The following is a 17,826-nucleotide window of genomic DNA, read 5'->3' as shown; positions in this document are numbered from 1 at the left end:
AAAGATGAAAACATTCCCGACGGATTTTTTATGGGGCGGCGCGACCGCGGCCAATCAGGTGGAAGGTGCTTATCTGGAAGATGGCAAAGGCTTATCCACCTCCGATGTACAGCCGCACGGGGTGTTCGGCGAAGTGGTCGAGCGTGTACCCGGCGACAACGGGATTAAGGATGTGGCGATCGATTTTTACCATCGCTATCCGGAAGATATCGCCCTGTTTGCCGAGATGGGTTTTAACTGCCTGCGAGTCTCTATCGCCTGGACCCGCATCTACCCCAACGGCGACGACGCCGAGCCGAACGAAGCCGGCCTCGCGTTCTACGACAAGCTGTTCGACGAGATGGCGAAGCACAACATCACCCCGCTGGTGACGCTGTCGCATTATGAAATGCCATGGGCGCTGGTAAAAAACTACGGCGGCTGGGGCAGCCGGGAGGTGATTGGCTTCTTTGAGCGCTACGCCCGGACGGTGTTCAGCCGCTATAAAAATAAGGTCAAACTGTGGCTGACCTTTAACGAAATCAATATGTCGCTACATGCCCCGATGACCGGGGTCGGCCTGCCGGCCGGCAGCAGCAAAGGCGAGGTGTATCAGGCGATTCACCACCAGCTGGTGGCCAGCGCGCTGGCGGTCAAAGCCTGTCATGAGCTGGTGCCTGAGGGCAAAATCGGCAATATGCTGCTCGGCGGGCTGATGTATCCCCTGAGCTGCAAACCGGAGGATGTGTTTGAGACGCTGCAGGAGAACCGCAGCTGGCAGTTCTTCGGCGACGTACAGGCGCGCGGCGCGTACCCGGGTTATATGCAGCGCTATTTCCGTGACAACGGCATCACGCTCAACATCACCGACGCCGATCGTGAAGCGCTAAAAACCACCGTCGACTTTATCTCCTTCAGCTACTACATGACCGGCTGCGTCACCGCCGACGAGGCGCTGAACCAGCAGGCGCGCGGCAATATTCTCAGCATGGTGCCGAACCCGCACCTGGCGAGCTCGGAGTGGGGCTGGCAGATAGACCCGCTGGGCCTGCGCACGCTGCTGAACGTGCTGTGGGATCGCTACCAGAAGCCGCTGTTTATCGTGGAAAACGGTCTGGGCGCCAAAGATAAGGTGGAAGCCGACGGCAGCATTAACGATGACTACCGCATCAGTTACCTGAACGACCACCTGGTGCAGGCGCGGGAAGCCATTGACGATGGCGTTGAGCTGATGGGCTTTACCAGCTGGGGACCGATTGACCTGGTGAGCGCCTCAAAGGCGGAGCTGTCGAAGCGCTACGGCTTTATCTATGTCGACCGCCATGATGACGGTACCGGCACCCTGGCGCGCAGTAAGAAGAAGAGCTTTGGCTGGTATAAAGAGGTGATTGCCAGCCGCGGCGCCAGCCTGAAAGCCTAAAGGATGCCCGCCCGGCCATCGCCGGGCGGGAGATTAGCCGGTTTACGCGCGTGCAGTAAAAAGGTCATCAGAGGTTCTTTCTCTTCATCCAGAGCGGGCAGGGTGGAAAAGAGGTGCGGCTCGTTAAAAGATGCCGGCTTATATTCATCCCTTGAATTGATAAGGTTGTTTATTTTTAGCAAACTAATAATTTAGTCACACGCTTTACTAAACGCGTTTAATTCAATTAACTTATGATAACCAACCTGATTAAGTTATCTGACCTGTCCAATGAAATTGATATTAAATAAAAGCGTGCTGGCGGCATTGCCCCTGGCCATCGCGCTGGCTGGCTGCGCGCCATCTCATGAGGTTGCTAATCCGCCGCAGCAGCAAATTCCGGCCTCCCATGTTTCCATGGATCTCCCTGCCGCCGTGAAAAATGGCTGGCCGCAGACTGACTGGTGGAAAGATTACCATGACCCACAGCTTAATAATCTGATTCAGCGAGCGTTGGCCAACGCGCCGGATATGCAGATTGCCGAACAGCGCATCAGGCTTGCCGAAGCGCAGGCGCGAATGTCGCAGGCGAATCTTGGCCCGGAGATGGATTTCTCCGCCGATATTGAACGCCAGCGCATGTCGGCCGAAGGCCTGATGGGACCGTTTGCTACCGACACCGACGGCAATACCGGCCCGTGGTACACCAACGGTACCTTTGGCCTGACCGCCGGTTGGGATCTCGATCTGTGGGGAAAAAACCGTGCGCTGGTGAAAGCGCGTATCGGCGAGCTGAAAGCCCAGGTTGCTGAACAGGCCCAGACCCGTGAGCTGCTCTCCGGCAGCGTGGCGCGTCTGTACTGGCAGTGGCAGACGGAAGCGGCGATCAAAGCGGTGCTGCAGCAGGTGAAAAACGAGCAAAATAATATCGTGACGGTCGACAAGGCCCTGTATCAGCGCGGGATCACTAACTCCGCCGAAGGGGCGGAGAACGATATTAACGTCAGCAAAACCGACCAGCAGCTGGCGGACGTGACGGGCACGATGAAAGAGATTGAAGCGCGGCTGATGGCCCTGACCAACAGCCAGAGCCAGTCGCTAAACCTCAAACCCGCCAGCCTGCCAACGGTCAGCGCGCAGCTGCCAGATACCCTCGGCTATGAGCTGCTGGCGCGCCGCCCGGATCTGCAGGTCGCCCACTGGTATATTGAGGCGTCCCTGAGCGAAGTGGACGCGGCGAAAGCGGCGTTTTATCCGGACATCAATCTGATGGCGTTCCTGCAGCAGGATGCCCTGCACTTAAGCGATCTTTTCCGCCATTCGGCGCAGCAGATGGGCGTTACTGCCGGGTTGACGCTGCCGATCTTTGACAGCGGCCGCCTTAACGCCAACCTGGATATCGCCAGCGCGCAGAATAGCCTGTCGATCGCCCAGTACAACAAAGCGGTGGTGGATGCCGTTAACCAGGTGGCGAAAACCGCCAGCCAGGTCGAAACATTAATGGCCAAAAGCCAGCAGCAGCAGCAGGTTGAAAAAGACGCTCAGCGGGTAGTAGATCTGGCGCAGGCCCGAATGGCGGCGGGGATCTTACCTGGCTCCAGAGTCAGTATGGCGAAGCTCCCGGCGCTGCAGGAACGGATCACCGCATTGCGCCTGCACGGCCAGTGGATTGACGCTAGCATTCAACTGACCTCGGCCCTCGGCGGCGGCTACCACCAGACGGTGAAGTAACCGCCAACCACGGTGCGCCCGCGGGCGCGCCGCTTAGTCTTTCTTCTTACTCTCGCGCCGCCTGAGCCACCAGTGGGCGGCCACCACCACCACCACCGCGAGGATCAGCCAGATCCAGTGCTTCAGATGGGCGTCCAGATGGTGCAGCCAAGGGCCAACCACCTCGCCGCCGAGATAGCCAATGGTGGTAAACAGCAGGGCCCACACCAGCGCTCCGACAATATTCAGCGGCAGGAAAATGCGCGGCGGCAGGCGGCTGGCGCCGATCAGCAGGGGGCCGATTACCCGGAAGCCATACATAAAGCGGGTGCCGATGACAAACAGCCACGGCCGGTGCTGGATCATACGCTGCGCTTTACGGATCCGCGCTTTCTGACTGGCGAAACGGCGCAGGATGCGTCCCCCGAAGCGGCGACCGACCAGATAGAGCAGCTGATCGCCAATCATCCCGCCGAGGGCGACGGCGATCACCACCAGGGGAAATTTCAGTAGCCCCTGATGCGCCGCGACGCCGCCCAGCAGGGTAATGGTCTCACCTTCCGCCATGCTGCCGACGATCAGCGCCGCGTAGCCATACTGGGAAATCAGGTGATTGATATCCATAAAAAGCTTTTCTCCTTACCTCATCACCTCTTAATCATACACCCTGCTGACCAAAACGCGGCGACGCAGAATTTTCTGTGCTGTACATAAAATAATCTACAGGGTGAATTATACTTGGATCAGTGCAGTACGAAGCCGTGACAAGGGGGACGCTATGAACCATGTCTGGGGGCTCTTCGCTCATCCCAACCGGGAAATGAGCGTGATTAAGAGCGAGAATGAAACCATTTCTCATCACTATACGCATCATGTGCTGCTGATGGCGGCGGTTCCGGTAATCTGCGCCTTTATCGGCACCACGCAGCTGGGCTGGAACTTCGGCGATGGCACCGTGATTAAACTGTCGATGCTGACCGGACTGGCGCTGGCGGTGCTGTTTTACGCCGTGATGCTCGCCGGGGTGGCGATCATGGGGCGGGTCATCTGGTGGATGGCGAGGCAGTATCCGCAGCAGCCTTCCCTGAAACGCTGCATGGTGTTTGCCGGCTACGTCGCCACCCCGCTGTTTCTGAGCGGGATTGTGGCGCTCTATCCGCTGGTCTGGCTGTGCGCGCTGGTCGGTACTATTGCGCTGTTCTATACCGGGTATCTGCTGTATCTCGGCATTCCGACCTTCCTGAGCATTAATCGGGAAGAGGGGTTAAGCTTTGCCAGCTCGACGCTAGCTATTGGGGTACTGGTGCTGGAAGTGCTGCTGGCCATCACCGTGGTGCTCTGGGGGTATGGCTACCGACTCTTCTGATCGGGCGACACGGGTAAATATGCATTGCCGGCAAATATGTATTTTATGTCGGCAATGCAGCATTTCTTCACGATTCTTATTAGGCACAGGGCCTTACGGCGCGGTATGATGGCGTTTGCCAGCGAAGTTGCCCACTTAACCTCGCGGCGTACGTTCCATAACGTGCAAAAATACTTTTCAGAATGCCCATGATGCCGAAATTTCGAGTCTCTTTGCTCAGCCTGACCTTGCTGCTGGCTGTGCCTTTTGCGCCCCAGGCGTTAGCAAAAACCCCGACGGCGGTGACCGCCTCGCAGCCGGAAATTGCCTCCGGCAGCGCCATGATCGTCGATCTGGCCACGAAAAAAATCATTTATGCCAGCCAGCCGGATCTGGTGCGCCCGATGGCGTCGATCACCAAAGTGATGACCGCCATGGTGGTGCTCGATGCCCATCTGCCGCTGGATGAGATGCTGACGGTGGATATCAGCCATACGCCGGAAATGAAGGGGATCTACTCCCGCGTGCGCCTCAACAGCCAGATTAGTCGCCGCGATATGCTGCTGCTGGCGCTGATGTCTTCCGAGAACCGCGCGGCCGCCAGCCTGGCGCATCACTATCCGGGCGGCTACGACGCTTTTATTCGCGCGATGAACGCCAAAGCCCAGGCGCTGGGCATGACCCATACCCGCTACGTGGAGCCCACCGGCCTGTCGGTGCATAACGTCTCCACCGCCCGCGATCTGACCAAACTGCTGATCGCCAGCGAGCAGTATCCGCTGATCGGCCAGCTGAGCACCACCAAAGAAGAGACCGCCACCTTCGCCCATCCGGCCTACAGCCTGCCGTTCCGCAACACCAACCATCTGGTGTATCGCGATAACTGGAACATTCAGCTGACCAAAACCGGCTTCACCAACGCTGCCGGCCACTGCCTGATTATGCGCACGGTGATTAACCAACGTCCGGTGGCGCTGGTGGTGATGGATGCCTTCGGCAAATATACCCACTTCGCTGACGCCAGCCGCTTGCGGACCTGGATTGAAACCGGGAAGGTGATGCCGGTACCCGCCTCGGCGCTGAGCTATAAAAAGCAGCGCGAAGCGCAGATGGCGGAGGCGATGCTGAAAGGCGGCGCGCAGACCGCGCAGAACGATTAATCTGCATGTCTCCCGGATGGCGGCGCATTGCGCCTTATCCGGGCTACGTGATTTGGCGCCGGGTTCGCCCCTTTCGTAGGCCCGGCAAGCGCAGCGCCGCCGGGCAATCAGGCCGAGTGCCGGTGTTTGTGCAGGATGGCGGCTGACGCCTCTCCGTAACCGCGCTGAACGGTAGCCCGGCTAAGGCGTTTACGCCGCGAGCCGGGGATTTGGCGCCGGATATCACTCCGGTAGCGTCCAGTCGCCGTCACCCAGCGCGCGCTGCATAATCAACGTATCCCGCCAGTCGCCCATCTTGTAGCCGACGCTGCGCAGCTGACCCGCCACGGTAAAGCCGAACTTTTTATGGATCGCCAGCGAGCCGGCATTGTTATGGCCATCGCCGATGATCGCCAGCATCTGCCGCCACGGGCCTTTCTCGCACTCAGCGATTAGCCTGGACAGCAGCGCGCTGCCGATGCCGCGTCCGCCCATTCCGGATTCCACGTATATCGATTCCTCGAGGGTGTAGCGATAGGCCGGACGCGGGCGATAGAAGGTGGCATAGCAGTAGCCGACGATAGCCCCGCGCCACAGCGCTACCAGCCACGGCAGCCCGTTGTCGCGCACGGTCTGGATCCGTTTACGCATTTCGTCAACGGTGGGGGGGATCTCTTCGAAGGAGGCGCGGCCATTAAGCACGTGCCAGACATACAGCGCGGCGATGGCGTGCGCATCGTCGGGCAGCGCTTCGCGAATTTCTAAATCACTGTCGAGTAACGGGGCCTCTGCGGGCATGGCGGCGCTCCTGAATCTGCCGGAGAAACATTCTCCGGCGTGCAGCGTAATACAGAAGCGCCAGGCTGAATAGTCCTGCCGTCGATTATTGCGGATCCGCCGGAGAGGCTGGCGTCGGGGCCGCTTCACCCCAGTATTTCTGCTTGCTGGTTTTACCAATCCCCGGGTTCATGCTGTTGGTGGGATCGTTCTGGCGATAGAACTGCTGCAGGCTCTCCGGGGCCTCATACAGATGACCCACGTTATGCTCCGCCGGGTACTGGGCGCCGCGCGCTTTCAGTAACTCCAGCATTTTTTCCTTCAGCGCGTGGGCGTCGACCCCTTTCCTGACGATGTAATCCTGATGGAACACATGGCACATAAAGTGGCCATAGTAGAGCTTATGCACCAGCTGGCTGTCGATTTCGGGCGGCAGATGTTCGAACCACTCGGTATCGTTACGGCGCAGGGCGATATCCAGCGCCAGAATATCTTCGACTTCGTCGGCATGCACCGCCTGATAGCGGATCGCCGCGCCGGCGGCGGCAAAGCGATGGAGGAACGCCTTGCTGCCTTCCTCCGGCGTACAGGCGAAGAAATCCCCCTCGGCCTGCTGGAAGTACTCCGTCAACCAACGCTGCGCTTCTTCGATGCCGTCGCCAGCCATCTTCAGCAGCAGATGATGTTCATATTTATCACGCCAGGTTTTCATCCGCTCCGGTAAATGCGCCGGAAAGACGTGGCCGAGTTTCTGCATAAAGCGGTCGGTAAAGTGCGGCTTAAACAGCGAGACTTTCTCCAGCATCGCGTCGGTGCGCCCCTTCATGGTGAAGAAGAACGGCATTTTGTCGGTGCCGAGCTTGTCGATCATCAGGAAGGTGTCTTTGCCATACTTCTCGGCGATATCGTAAATATCGCGGTGCATATATTCCCCCGCCACCGGCAGATGCTGGAACTCGGCGAGGATATGGCGGCGGATCTCGGTCAATACCTGCGGCTGGTTGGTGCCAATGTAAAACACCTGCTGACGCTTTTCCGCCGGGAAAGTATCGAGACGCACGGCGAAAACCGCCAGCTTGCCGGCGCAGCCGGAGGATTCGAACAGGCGGTCCGGGTCGGCGTTATAGCGCGCCGGGGTGTCGGCATCGACATCGCGCACGCGGGTGACATAGTCGTGATCGTGGGCGTGGCGGCCGTCGTGCAGCACATCGCTATCGCTAATCCGTTCGTCATCGAGGCGGCTGAGGATCTGCTCCGGCGTGCTGCCGAGATCGATGCCCAGATGATTGACCAGCTTCAGCTTGCCGTCGGCGTCAATCTGCGCGAACAGCGACATCTCAGTGTAGGCCGGCCCGCGCTGCACCAGCGAGCCGCCGGAGTTGTTGCAGATCCCGCCGATGACCGATGCGCCGATGCATGACGAACCGATCACCGAGTGCGGTTCGCGTCCCAGCGGTTTGAGCGCTTTTTCCAGCGAATAGAGGGTGGTGCCGGGCCAGGCCAGCACCTGCTCGCCTTTGTCCAGCAGATGCAGTTTGTCCAGGCGCAGGGTGCTGATAATCACGATCTCGCGATCGTAATCATTGCCGTTGGGGGTCGAACCTTCGGTCAGGCCGGTGTTGGCCGCCTGCATCAGAATAATTTTATCGGCGTCTACGCAGGCGTTGAGCACGCGCCAGAGCTCCAGCAGGGTACCGGGAAAGACAACCGCCAGGGCCTCGCCCTGACCGGAGCGGAAGCCTTTGCGGTAGCGCTGGGTTTTTGCCGGGTCGGTCAGCAGATGCGAAGGGCCAACCAGGCGCGCCAGGTCAGCCAGAAACGTTTTATGGGTGTCAGTGGGTGCAGATGACATGTTCCACTCCTTGTGGTGGTGCGCGAAATATCGAGGATAAGCATAGCGCTTTGTATGACAATTTGATGCATGAATGTTTCGCAAAAATCAGAGAAGAACCTTAGCATTCTGCGGGCGCGTTGTTTATATATATGGCAAACTGCGGTTTTTATTATGTTTTACCGAGTCCCCGTCTGAGATAAAGCGAGATAACAATGAAATGGCTCTGCACTGTAGGCGTCGCCGTGAGTCTGGCGCTGCAACCCGCGCTGGCGGATGAACTGTTTGGTAACCACCCCCTGACCCCGCAGGCGCGGGATGCCTTTGTCACCGACCTGCTGAAAAAAATGACGGTGGACGAGAAAATCGGCCAGCTGCGTCTGATAAGCGTTGGCCCGGATAACCCGAAAGAGGCGATCCGTGAAATGATCAAGAACGGTCAGGTGGGGGCGATTTTTAACACCGTTACCCGCCCGGATATCCGTGTGATGCAGGATCAGGTGATGCAGCTTAGCCGCCTGAAGATCCCGCTGTTCTTTGCCTACGATGTGCTGCACGGTCAGCGCACCGTGTTTCCGATAAGCCTCGGCCTGGCCTCGTCGTTTAACCTTGATGCGGTGAAGACCGTGGGCCGCGTGTCAGCTTATGAAGCCGCCGATGACGGCTTGAACATGACCTGGGCGCCGATGGTCGACGTCTCCCGCGACCCGCGCTGGGGACGCGCTTCCGAAGGGTTCGGGGAAGACACCTATCTGACCACGATGATGGGCCAGGCGATGGTGGAGTCGATGCAGGGCAAGAGCCCGGCGGACCGCTATTCGGTGATGACCAGCGTCAAGCATTTCGCCGCCTACGGCGCGGTAGAGGGCGGGAAAGAGTACAACACGGTCGACATGAGCCCGCAGCGCCTGTTCAACGACTATATGCCGCCGTACAAAGCCGGGCTTGATGCCGGCAGCGGCGCGGTGATGGTAGCCCTGAACTCGCTGAACGGCACCCCGGCGACCTCTGATTCCTGGCTGCTGAAAGACGTCCTGCGCGACCAGTGGGGCTTTAAAGGCATCACCGTTTCCGACCACGGCGCCATCAAAGAGTTGATTAAGCACGGCGTGGCCTCCGACCCGGAAGACGCGGTGCGCGTAGCGCTGAAGTCCGGCATCAACATGAGCATGAGCGACGAGTATTACAGTAAGTACCTGCCGGGGCTGGTGAAGTCCGGCAAGGTGACCATGGCCGAGCTGGATGATGCCACCCGACACGTGCTCAACGTGAAATATGATATGGGACTGTTCAACGATCCCTACAGCCACCTGGGACCGAAAGATTCTGACCCGCAGGACACCAATGCGGAAAGTCGTCTGCATCGTAAAGAGGCGCGCGAAGTGGCTCGCGAGAGCCTGGTGCTGCTGAAGAACCGTCTTGATACGCTGCCGCTGAAAAAATCCGGCACTATCGCGGTGGTGGGCGCGCTGGCGGACAGCAAGCGCGACATGATGGGCAGCTGGTCCGCGGCCGGGGTGGCCGACCAGTCGGTGACCGTCCTGACCGGCATCAAAGAAGCGCTGGGCGATAACGGCAAAGTGATTTACGCCAAAGGGGCGAACGTTACCGATGACAAAGGCATTGTCGATTTCCTCAATTTGTATGAGAACGCGGTGCAGGTTGACCCACGCTCGCCGCAGGAAATGATCGACGAAGCGGTCGCGGCGGCGAAGCAATCCGATGTGGTGGTCGCCGTGGTGGGCGAGGCGCAGGGCATGGCGCATGAGGCCTCCAGCCGGACCGATATCACCCTGCCGCAGAGCCAGCGCAATCTGATTGCCGCTCTTAAAGCCACCGGCAAACCGCTGGTGCTGGTGCTGATGAACGGGCGTCCGCTGGCGCTGGTGAAAGAGGATCAGCAAGCCGATGCGCTGCTGGAGACCTGGTTTGCTGGCACCGAAGGCGGCCACGCCATCGCCGACGTGCTGTTTGGCGTCTACAACCCGTCGGGCAAGCTGCCGATGTCTTTCCCGCGCTCGGTGGGGCAGATCCCAACCTACTACAGCCACCTGAATACCGGCCGGCCGTATAATCCGGAGAAGCCGAACAAGTACACCTCGCGTTACTTCGATGAAGCCAATGGCCCGCTGTATCCGTTTGGTTACGGCCTGAGCTACACCACCTTTAGCGTCTCCGATGTCAACATGTCGTCGGCCACCATGCCGCGCGATGGCAGCGTGACCGCCAGCGTGCAGGTGACCAACACCGGCAATCGCGAAGGGGCGACGGTGACCCAGCTCTACCTGCAGGACGTCACCGCCTCCATGAGCCGGCCGGTGAAAATGCTGCGCGGCTTTAAAAAGGTCACCCTCAAACCGGGCGAAACGCAAACCGTTAGCTTCCCAATCGACGTCGACGCGCTGAAGTTCTGGAATCAGCAAATGAAATACGTTGCTGAGCCGGGCAAATTCAATGTCTTTATCGGCGTGGACTCAGCCCGCGTGAAGCAGAGCGAGTTTGAGCTGCTGTAAGGCATCGCTCTTAAGTCCAACGTCACGCTTTAAAGGCCGATTAATCGGCCTTTTCTTTTTCGCATCGCTGGCAAATGGGCTACGCTTTTCTCTTAAGCTTCTGTAAGCGAAGCGCAAAAGAACTGAGGGAAGCGGGATGAAGATGGCAACGACATGGTCCGGCGCGCTGGCGCTGGCCGCCCTGATAAGTTTACCGCTGCAGGCGGCGGAGCCGGTGAAGGTCGGCTCGAAAATTGATACCGAAGGCGCGCTGCTGGGCAATATGATCCAGCAGGTGCTGGAAAGCCACGGCGTAAAAACGATTAATAAAATCCAGCTCGGCACCACGCCGGTGGTGCGCGGGGCGATTGTCGCCGGCGAGCTGGATATCTACCCGGAATATACCGGCAATGGCGCCTTCTTCTTCAAAGATGAAAACGACCCGGCGTGGAAGAATGCCCAACAGGGCTATGAGAAGGTGAAGCGCCTCGATCAGGAGAAACATCAGCTGGTATGGCTCACCCCGGCGCCGGCCAACAACACCTGGACTATCGCCGTGCGCCAGGACCTGGCGGAGAAAAATAAGCTGACCTCGCTGGCCGACCTCAGTCGCTACCTGAAGCAGGGCGGCGAATTTAAGCTGGCGGCTTCGGCGGAATTTATTGAGCGCCCGGACGCGCTGCCGGCGTTTGAAAAAGCGTATGGCTTCAACCTCAACCAGAACCAGCTGCTGTCGCTGGCCGGGGGCGATACGGCGGTGACCATCAAAGCGGCGGCGCAACAGACCTCCGGCGTTAACGCGGCGATGGCCTACGGCACCGATGGCCCGGTGGCGGCCCTGGGGTTACAGACGCTGAGCGACCCGCAGGGCGTGCAGCCGATATATGCCCCGACGCCGGTGGTGCGCGAGGCGGTGCTCAAGGCCTACCCGCAGATCGCCGACTGGCTGCAGCCGGTCTTCGCCAGCCTCGATGAAAAAACGCTGCAGCAGCTGAACGCCCGCATTGCGGTGGAGGGCCAGGATGCGAAGCGCGTGGCGGCAGATTATCTGCAGCAGAAAGGCCTGCTGAAGTAAGCCACCGGTGACCATTCGCTGTACTCATCGCGTCGGCCTGCTGCTGACAGGTCTGCTGCTGGTTACGCTGGCGCTGCCGTTTATTACTTACGCGCCGAATCGCTTACTCTCCGGCGAAGGGCGCGGGCTGTGGCAGGTAATGCCCTGGCTCGCCGGCGTTCAGCTGGCGGCGGCCCTTGCCGGGATGCTGCTTTGCTGGCTGCCAGGCAGGGCCGCGCCGCTTCTCCACCTGCTGCTGGCCGAACTGCTCTTCCCGCTGCTTATCTGGGGCAGCGGCCAGGCGGCGCTTGAGCTCTCCCGCCACGGCTCGCCGCTGGCGCGCACCTCGCCCGGCAGCGGCCTGTGGCTGTCGCTGGCGCTTTGTCTGCTGCTGGCCAGCGAGGCCATCCGTCATCTTACCGTCCGGCCGCTCTGGCGCTGGCTGCTCAATGCGCAAGTCTGGCTGTTGCCGATCATCCTGCTCGCTATCGGGGCGCTCGATCAGCTCTCCTTGCTGAAGGAGTATGCCAACCGTCAGGAGGTATTTGATGACGCCCTGCGCCAGCATCTGCTTCTGCTGTTCGGCACCCTTCTGCCGGGCCTGCTGATTGGCCTGCCGCTGGGGGTATGGCTGTGGCGGCGTCCGCGCTGGCAGGCGCCGGCTTTCACCGCGCTCAATGTGATCCAGACTATTCCGTCGGTAGCGCTTTTTGGCCTGCTGATTGCGCCGCTTGCCGGTCTGGCGCGTTATTTCCCGACGCTGGGCGAGCTGGGCGTCTCCGGGACCGGCGTGGCGCCAGCCCTGATCGCTCTCACTCTCTATGCGCTGCTGCCGCTGGTGCGCGGGGTGGTGACCGGCCTGCAGCAGGTGCCGCAGGATGCCCTGGAAAGCGCGACGGCAATGGGCATGAGCGCCGGGCAGCGCTTTCGTCAGGTGCAGCTTCCGCTGGCGATGCCGGTACTGCTGCGCAGCCTGCGGGTGGTCAGCGTGCAAACCGTCGGCATGGCGGTAGTGGCCGCGCTGATCGGCGCCGGCGGCTTTGGCGCGCTGGTTTTTCAGGGGCTGCTGAGCAGTGCGCTGGATCTGGTGCTGCTGGGCGTGGTGCCGACCATTGCCCTGGCGGTGGTGGTGGATGCCCTGTTCGCCCTGTGGGGCGCCTGGCTAAAAGGAGAGGCCAATGATTGAATTTCAAGGGGTCAGCAAAGTGTTTGCCGGCCACCCGGCGGTGAAGGACCTGACCCTGGAGCTGCGCGAAGGCGCTTTCTCGGTGCTGGTGGGGACTTCCGGCTCGGGCAAGTCGACGACGCTGAAGATGATCAACCGTCTGCTGGAGCCGGACCGGGGCACCATTCGCTTTGCCGGCGAGGACATTCGCCAGCAGCCGGTCCTGACCCTGCGGCGGCGGATGGGCTATGCCATCCAGTCCATCGGCCTGTTTCCCCACTGGACGGTGGCGCAGAATATCGCCACCGTGCCGCAGCTGCAAAGATGGCCGCGGGCAAGGATCGCCGACCGGATCGACGAGCTGATGGCGCTGCTGGGGCTGGAGGCGACGCTGCGCGACCGTTACCCGCATCAGCTCTCCGGCGGCCAGCAGCAGCGGGTGGGGGTGGCGCGGGCGCTGGCGGCAGATCCGGAGGTGCTGTTGATGGATGAGCCCTTCGGCGCCCTCGACCCGGTGACCCGCGAGGCGCTGCAGCAGGAGATGCTGCGCATCCACCGTCTGCTGGGACGGACGATTGTGCTGGTGACCCATGATATTGACGAAGCGCTGCGTCTGGCGGACCACCTGGTGCTGATGGACGGGGGCGAGGTGGTCCAGCAGGGGGCGCCGCTGGAGATGCTCCTGCGACCGAAAAATAGCTTTGTACAGACCTTTTTTGGCCGCAGCGAGCTGGGCGTGCGCCTGCTGTCGCTGCGCGAGGTAGGGGACTATTTGCGTCCCGACGAACGGCTGGCGGGCGAGGGGCTGACCGTCACCATGACCCTGCGGGAAGCGCTGTCGCAGTTTGTCGCCCGGCGCTGCGAGACGCTGCCGGTGGTCGATGCCGAAGGCAGGCCCTGCGGTACGCTGCATTTTGCCGATCTGCTGCGTCAGGAGATGAGCCATGAAGGCGCTTCGTGAGCCGCTGTGGTGGCTTATCGCGCTGTTTATCGGCCTGCTGGCAGGGCTGCCCTACAGCGCGCCGCTGTTCAGTCGGCTGTTCCCGGAGCTGCCGCGGCCGGTCTACCAGCAGGAGAGCTTCTGGGCGCTCACTCTCGATCACGGCTGGCTGGTGGTGGCGTCCAGCCTCGCGGCAACGGCAATCGGGCTGGGGGCTGGGGTGGCGGTCACCCGGCCCGCCGGCGGCGCGTTTCGTCCGCTGGTGGAGACCATCGCCGCTATCGGGCAGACCTTTCCGCCGGTGGCGGTGCTGGCGATGGCGGTGCCGGTGCTGGGCTTTGGCTGGCTGCCGGCGCTGATAGCCCTCGCGTTGTATGGCATACTGCCGGTGCTGCAGGGGACACTGGCCGGGCTGGGTTCGATACCGCCTGGGGTGTCAGGCGTGGCTGAAGGGATGGGAATGACCGGCTGGCAGCGTCTGTATAAGGTGGAGCTTCCGCTGGCGGCCCCGGTGATCCTGGCGGGGATCCGCACCTCGGTCATCGTCAATATTGGTACCGCGACCATTGCCTCGACGGTGGGGGCCAGTACGCTCGGGACGCCGATCATCATCGGCCTGAGCGGCTTTAATACCGCCTATATTGTACAGGGGGCGCTGCTGGTGGCGCTGGCGGCGATTATCGTCGACCGCGCGTTTGAGCGTCTGACCCGCTGGATCAGCCGACACCGCCACGCACAATAAAGGAATAGCCGGCCAGCATTACGCCGCTGATCCCGCCGATGGCCATAAGTAAGAAGAGGGTGACGACCGCGATTTTCGCTGGCTTCATAATAGGCTCCTGATGTTAACAGGGGGATTATACGGTGAAGCGCAGGTGTTAATGAAACATTAATTGCGGTTAGCGCGCCGCGCCGGGGTTTTGCCGCGTTTGCTGCGCAACGCGCCGCAAAAAAGTGTGATCCTGGCCGCGTTTTTCATTTTATGCAGGGCTTCAAAGAAAGTTTTCGCCAGGCAGGGTATGGTACGCGCTTTCAGGCATGTGTGGTTTGCGGGTATGTACGAGTTTGATCTGGTGTTGCTGCTGCTTCAGCAGATGTGCGTATTTTTGGTCATCGCGTGGTTGATGAGCAAAACCCGACTGTTTATCCCCCTGATGCAAGTCACCGTTCGCCTGCCGCACAAGCTGCTGTGCTACGTCACCTTCTCCATTTTCTGCATTATGGGGACCTATTTCGGTCTGCATATCGAAGACTCCATCGCCAACACCCGCGCCATCGGCGCCGTGATGGGCGGCCTGCTCGGCGGGCCGGTGGTCGGCGGGCTGGTAGGGCTCACCGGCGGCCTGCACCGCTACTCGCTGGGGGGAATGACCGCCTTAAGTTGCATGGTCTCCACCATCGTTGAGGGGCTGCTGGGGGGGCTGGTGCACAGCGTGCTGGTCAAACGCGGCCGGCCGGACAAAGTCTTTAGCCCGCTGACCGCCGGGGCGATCACCTTCGTGGCCGAGCTGGTGCAGATGATGATCATTCTGCTGATTGCCCGCCCGTTCCAGGACGCCCTGCATCTGGTGCAGAGCATTGCCGCACCGATGATGGTCACCAATACCGTCGGAGCGGCGCTGTTTATGCGCATTCTGCTGGATAAACGGGCGATGTTCGAGAAGTACACCTCCGCCTTTTCCGCCACGGCGCTGAAGGTGGCGGCGTCCACCGAGGGGATCCTGCGTCAGGGGTTCAACGAAGAGAACAGCATGAAGGTGGCCCAGGTGCTGATCCAGGAGCTGGACATCGGTGCGGTGGCGATCACCGATCGCGACAAGCTGCTGGCGTTTACCGGCATCGGCGACGATCACCATCTGCCGGGCAAGCCTATCTCCTCCTCATATACGCAACGGGCGATTGAGACCGGGGAGGTGGTCTACGCCGACGGCAACGAGGTGCCTTACCGCTGCTCGATTCATCCGCACTGTAAGCTGGGGTCGACGCTGGTGATCCCCCTGCGCGGCGAGAACCAACGGGTGATAGGAACCATTAAACTGTATGAGGCGAAAAATCGCCTGTTCAGTTCGATCAACCGCACCCTCGGGGAGGGGATTGCCCAGCTGCTGTCGGCGCAGATCCTCGCCGGACAGTACGAGCGGCAGAAGGCGCTGCTGACGCAATCCGAAATCAAGCTCCTGCACGCCCAGGTCAACCCGCACTTCCTGTTTAACGCGCTTAACACGCTGAAGGCGGTGATCCGCCGCGACAGCGATCAGGCCGGCCAGCTGGTGCAGTATCTGTCGACCTTCTTTCGCAAGAACCTGAAACGGCCGACGGAAATTGTCACTCTTGCCGATGAGATCGAGCATGTTAACGCCTATCTGCAGATTGAGAAGGCTCGCTTTCAGGCTAACCTGCAGATCCAGATGGCGGTGCCGGAAGGGCTGGCGCATCACCAGCTGCCGGCTTTTACCCTGCAGCCGATCGTGGAGAATGCCATTAAGCATGGTACATCGCAACATCTTGGCGTCGGCGAAATTACCATCCGCGCCAGCCAGGACGATCGCTGGCTGCAGCTGGATATCGAAGATAACGCCGGGCTGTACCGGGCCAACCCCCAGGCCAGCGGGCTGGGGATGAATCTGGTGGACAGGCGGCTGCGGGCGCGTTTTGGCGCCGACTGCGGCATCAGCGTCACCTGCGAGCCGGAGCGCTTTACCCGTGTCACCCTACGTCTGCCCCTGGAGGAGAATGCATGCTGAGAGTATTGATCGTCGATGATGAGCCGCTGGCGCGGGAAAACCTGCGCATTTTGCTGGAGACACAGCGCGATATCGAGATCGTCGGCGAGTGCGGCAACGCGGTGGAGGCCATTGGCGCGGTGCATAAGCTGCGTCCCGACGTGCTGTTTCTCGACATCCAGATGCCGCGCATCAGCGGTCTGGAGATGGTCGGGATGCTCGACCCGGAGCACCGCCCCTATATCGTGTTTCTCACCGCCTTTGATGAATACGCGGTGAAAGCCTTTGAGGAGCATGCCTTTGACTATCTGCTGAAGCCGATTGAAGCTGCCCGGCTGGAGAAAACCCTCGCCCGCCTGCGCCAGGAGCGTAATCTGCAGGATGTGTCGCTGCTGGATGATGCTCAGCAGACGCTGAAATACATTCCCTGTACCGGCCACAGTCGTATCTGGCTGCTGCAGATGGAGGATGTGGCCTTCGTCAGCAGCCGGATGAGCGGCATCTACGTGACCGACCGCGAGGGAAAAGAGGGCTTTACCGAACTGACCCTGCGCACCCTTGAGAGCCGCACGCCGTTGCTGCGCTGCCATCGCCAGTACCTGGTGAATATGGCGCACCTGAAGGAGATTCGCCTGGAGGAGAATGGCCAGGCGGAGCTGCTGATGCGCGCCGGGCAAACGGTGCCGGTGAGCCGGCGCTATTTAAAAAGCCTGAAAGAGGCGATTGGCCTGTAAAGCTGGTACACTGCGCCCCATTGCATCATCGACAGTAAAAGGCCCTCATGCTCAGTAATGATATTCTTCGTAGCCTGCGCTACACCCTGAAAGTCAATAATAACGATATGGTGCGCATTCTCGCGCTCTCCGCTATGGAATCCACCGCCGCCAGCTTCGACACCTGGACGACGAAAGAGGATGAAGAGGGCTTTGTTCGCTGCCCGGACATTATCCTGTCGGGTTTCCTTAACGGCCTTATCTATGACAAGCGCGGCAAAGATGATTCGGCCCCGGAGCTGGCGCTGGAGCGTCGGGTGAATAACAACACGGTGCTGAAAAAGCTGCGGATCGCCTTCTCGCTGAAAACGGACGATATCCAGGCGATTATGAGCGAGCAGAAATACCGGGTGTCGGTGCCGGAGATCACCGCCATGATGCGCTCGCCTGACCACAAAAACTACCGCGAGTGCGGCGACCAGTTTCTGCGCAATTTCCTGCGCGGACTGACCCAGCGGGTGCATAACCCGAAGGCATGATTTTTTGCCGGGTGGCGGCT

Annotated in this window: 17 protein-coding genes; 12 read left to right on the top strand and 5 right to left on the bottom strand. The window is 60.4% G+C overall.

Annotated elements, in window-relative coordinates; translation table 11 throughout:
- The first annotated feature begins 4 nt into the window (after positions 1-4).
- Complete coding sequence (locus KPHS_36400; protein ID YP_005227940.1) at positions 5-1,399, top strand: putative phospho-beta-glucosidase; 1,395 nt, start codon at positions 5-7, stop codon at positions 1,397-1,399.
- On the opposite strand, the gene KPHS_36390 is transcribed toward KPHS_36400, so the two are convergent.
- Positions 1,396-1,581 (bottom strand): hypothetical protein, encoded by a 186-nt coding sequence (locus KPHS_36390; RefSeq protein YP_005227939.1) that lies wholly within the window; start codon positions 1,579-1,581, stop codon positions 1,396-1,398. The genes KPHS_36400 and KPHS_36390 overlap by 4 nt on opposite strands.
- A gap of 88 nt (positions 1,582-1,669) precedes the next feature.
- On the opposite strand from KPHS_36390, the gene KPHS_36380 reads away from it, so the two are divergent.
- Complete coding sequence (locus tag KPHS_36380; RefSeq protein ID YP_005227938.1) at positions 1,670-3,109, top strand: multidrug resistance outer membrane protein MdtQ; 1,440 nt, start codon at positions 1,670-1,672, stop codon at positions 3,107-3,109.
- 33 nt (positions 3,110-3,142) lie between these two features.
- On the opposite strand, the gene KPHS_36370 is transcribed toward KPHS_36380, so the two are convergent.
- Positions 3,143-3,712, bottom strand: coding sequence for a DedA family protein (locus tag KPHS_36370; RefSeq protein ID YP_005227937.1), 570 nt, complete (start codon positions 3,710-3,712; stop codon positions 3,143-3,145).
- Positions 3,713-3,866: 154 nt separating this feature from the next.
- Between KPHS_36370 and KPHS_36360 the strand changes: the two genes are divergently transcribed.
- Together KPHS_36360 and KPHS_36350 are read left to right on the top strand one after the other, a co-directional pair.
- Positions 3,867-4,454 carry a YIP1 family protein gene (locus KPHS_36360; protein YP_005227936.1) on the top strand — a complete coding sequence of 196 codons (588 nt, stop codon included), beginning with the start codon at positions 3,867-3,869 and terminating at the stop codon, positions 4,452-4,454.
- A 188-nt stretch (positions 4,455-4,642) separates the two neighbouring features.
- Positions 4,643-5,593: a D-alanyl-D-alanine endopeptidase gene (locus tag KPHS_36350; RefSeq protein YP_005227935.1), complete on the top strand. Its 951-nt coding sequence runs from the start codon at positions 4,643-4,645 to the stop codon at positions 5,591-5,593.
- 222 nt (positions 5,594-5,815) lie between these two features.
- Here KPHS_36350 and KPHS_36340 read toward each other — a convergent pair whose 3' ends face one another.
- Entirely contained in the window at positions 5,816-6,370 is a 555-nt protein-coding gene (locus tag KPHS_36340; protein YP_005227934.1) for an acetyltransferase, read from the bottom strand.
- Between the two features lie 85 nt (positions 6,371-6,455).
- The gene (locus tag KPHS_36330; protein ID YP_005227933.1) at positions 6,456-8,201 is read right to left on the bottom strand and encodes a D-lactate dehydrogenase; all 1,746 of its coding nucleotides are present in this window, start codon (positions 8,199-8,201) and stop codon (positions 6,456-6,458) included.
- A 224-nt stretch (positions 8,202-8,425) separates the two neighbouring features.
- Here KPHS_36330 and KPHS_36320 point away from each other — a divergent pair, with 224 nt between their 5' ends.
- The 5 genes from KPHS_36320 (at position 8,426) to KPHS_36280 (ending at position 14,573) form a co-directional block, all read left to right on the top strand.
- The gene (locus KPHS_36320; RefSeq protein YP_005227932.1) at positions 8,426-10,693 is read left to right on the top strand and encodes a beta-D-glucoside glucohydrolase, periplasmic; all 2,268 of its coding nucleotides are present in this window, start codon (positions 8,426-8,428) and stop codon (positions 10,691-10,693) included.
- Between the two features lie 136 nt (positions 10,694-10,829).
- On the top strand, positions 10,830-11,747 hold the full coding sequence (locus KPHS_36310) for a glycine betaine/choline ABC transporter membrane protein (protein YP_005227931.1): 918 nt from the start codon (positions 10,830-10,832) through the stop codon (positions 11,745-11,747).
- Positions 11,748-11,754: 7 nt separating this feature from the next.
- A complete protein-coding gene (locus KPHS_36300) occupies positions 11,755-12,912 on the top strand; it encodes a putative ABC-type proline/glycine betaine transport system permease component (RefSeq protein YP_005227930.1) in 1,158 nt (385 codons plus the stop codon).
- Positions 12,905-13,852, top strand: coding sequence for an ATPase (locus tag KPHS_36290; RefSeq protein ID YP_005227929.1), 948 nt, complete (start codon positions 12,905-12,907; stop codon positions 13,850-13,852). The genes KPHS_36300 and KPHS_36290 overlap by 8 nt, the downstream gene beginning before the upstream one ends.
- Positions 13,836-14,573 carry a putative ABC-type proline/glycine betaine transport system inner membrane component gene (locus KPHS_36280; protein ID YP_005227928.1) on the top strand — a complete coding sequence of 246 codons (738 nt, stop codon included), beginning with the start codon at positions 13,836-13,838 and terminating at the stop codon, positions 14,571-14,573. Before KPHS_36290 ends, KPHS_36280 begins: the two co-directional genes overlap by 17 nt.
- Here the strand turns inward: KPHS_36280 and KPHS_36270 are convergent.
- Positions 14,548-14,661 (bottom strand): protein YohO, encoded by a 114-nt coding sequence (locus tag KPHS_36270; RefSeq protein ID YP_005227927.1) that lies wholly within the window; start codon positions 14,659-14,661, stop codon positions 14,548-14,550. The two genes, KPHS_36280 and KPHS_36270, sit on opposite strands and share 26 nt — an antisense overlap.
- A gap of 225 nt (positions 14,662-14,886) precedes the next feature.
- Here KPHS_36270 and KPHS_36260 point away from each other — a divergent pair, with 225 nt between their 5' ends.
- Genes KPHS_36260 through KPHS_36240 form a run of 3 tightly spaced genes read left to right on the top strand, consistent with a single transcriptional unit; the run spans position 14,887 to position 17,806 of the window.
- Complete coding sequence (locus tag KPHS_36260) at positions 14,887-16,575, top strand: sensor histidine kinase (protein ID YP_005227926.1); 1,689 nt, start codon at positions 14,887-14,889, stop codon at positions 16,573-16,575.
- Positions 16,569-17,288 carry a putative two-component response-regulatory protein YehT gene (locus KPHS_36250; RefSeq protein YP_005227925.1) on the top strand — a complete coding sequence of 240 codons (720 nt, stop codon included), beginning with the start codon at positions 16,569-16,571 and terminating at the stop codon, positions 17,286-17,288. The genes KPHS_36260 and KPHS_36250 overlap by 7 nt, the downstream gene beginning before the upstream one ends.
- 47 nt (positions 17,289-17,335) lie before the next feature.
- Positions 17,336-17,806: a DUF1456 family protein gene (locus KPHS_36240; RefSeq protein YP_005227924.1), complete on the top strand. Its 471-nt coding sequence runs from the start codon at positions 17,336-17,338 to the stop codon at positions 17,804-17,806.
- The last annotated feature ends 20 nt before the right edge of the window (positions 17,807-17,826 follow it).

This window comes from Klebsiella pneumoniae subsp. pneumoniae HS11286 (genome assembly GCF_000240185.1).
Taxonomy (GTDB): domain Bacteria; phylum Pseudomonadota; class Gammaproteobacteria; order Enterobacterales; family Enterobacteriaceae; genus Klebsiella; species Klebsiella pneumoniae.
This window is presented reverse-complemented; position numbering and strand designations above follow the sequence as displayed.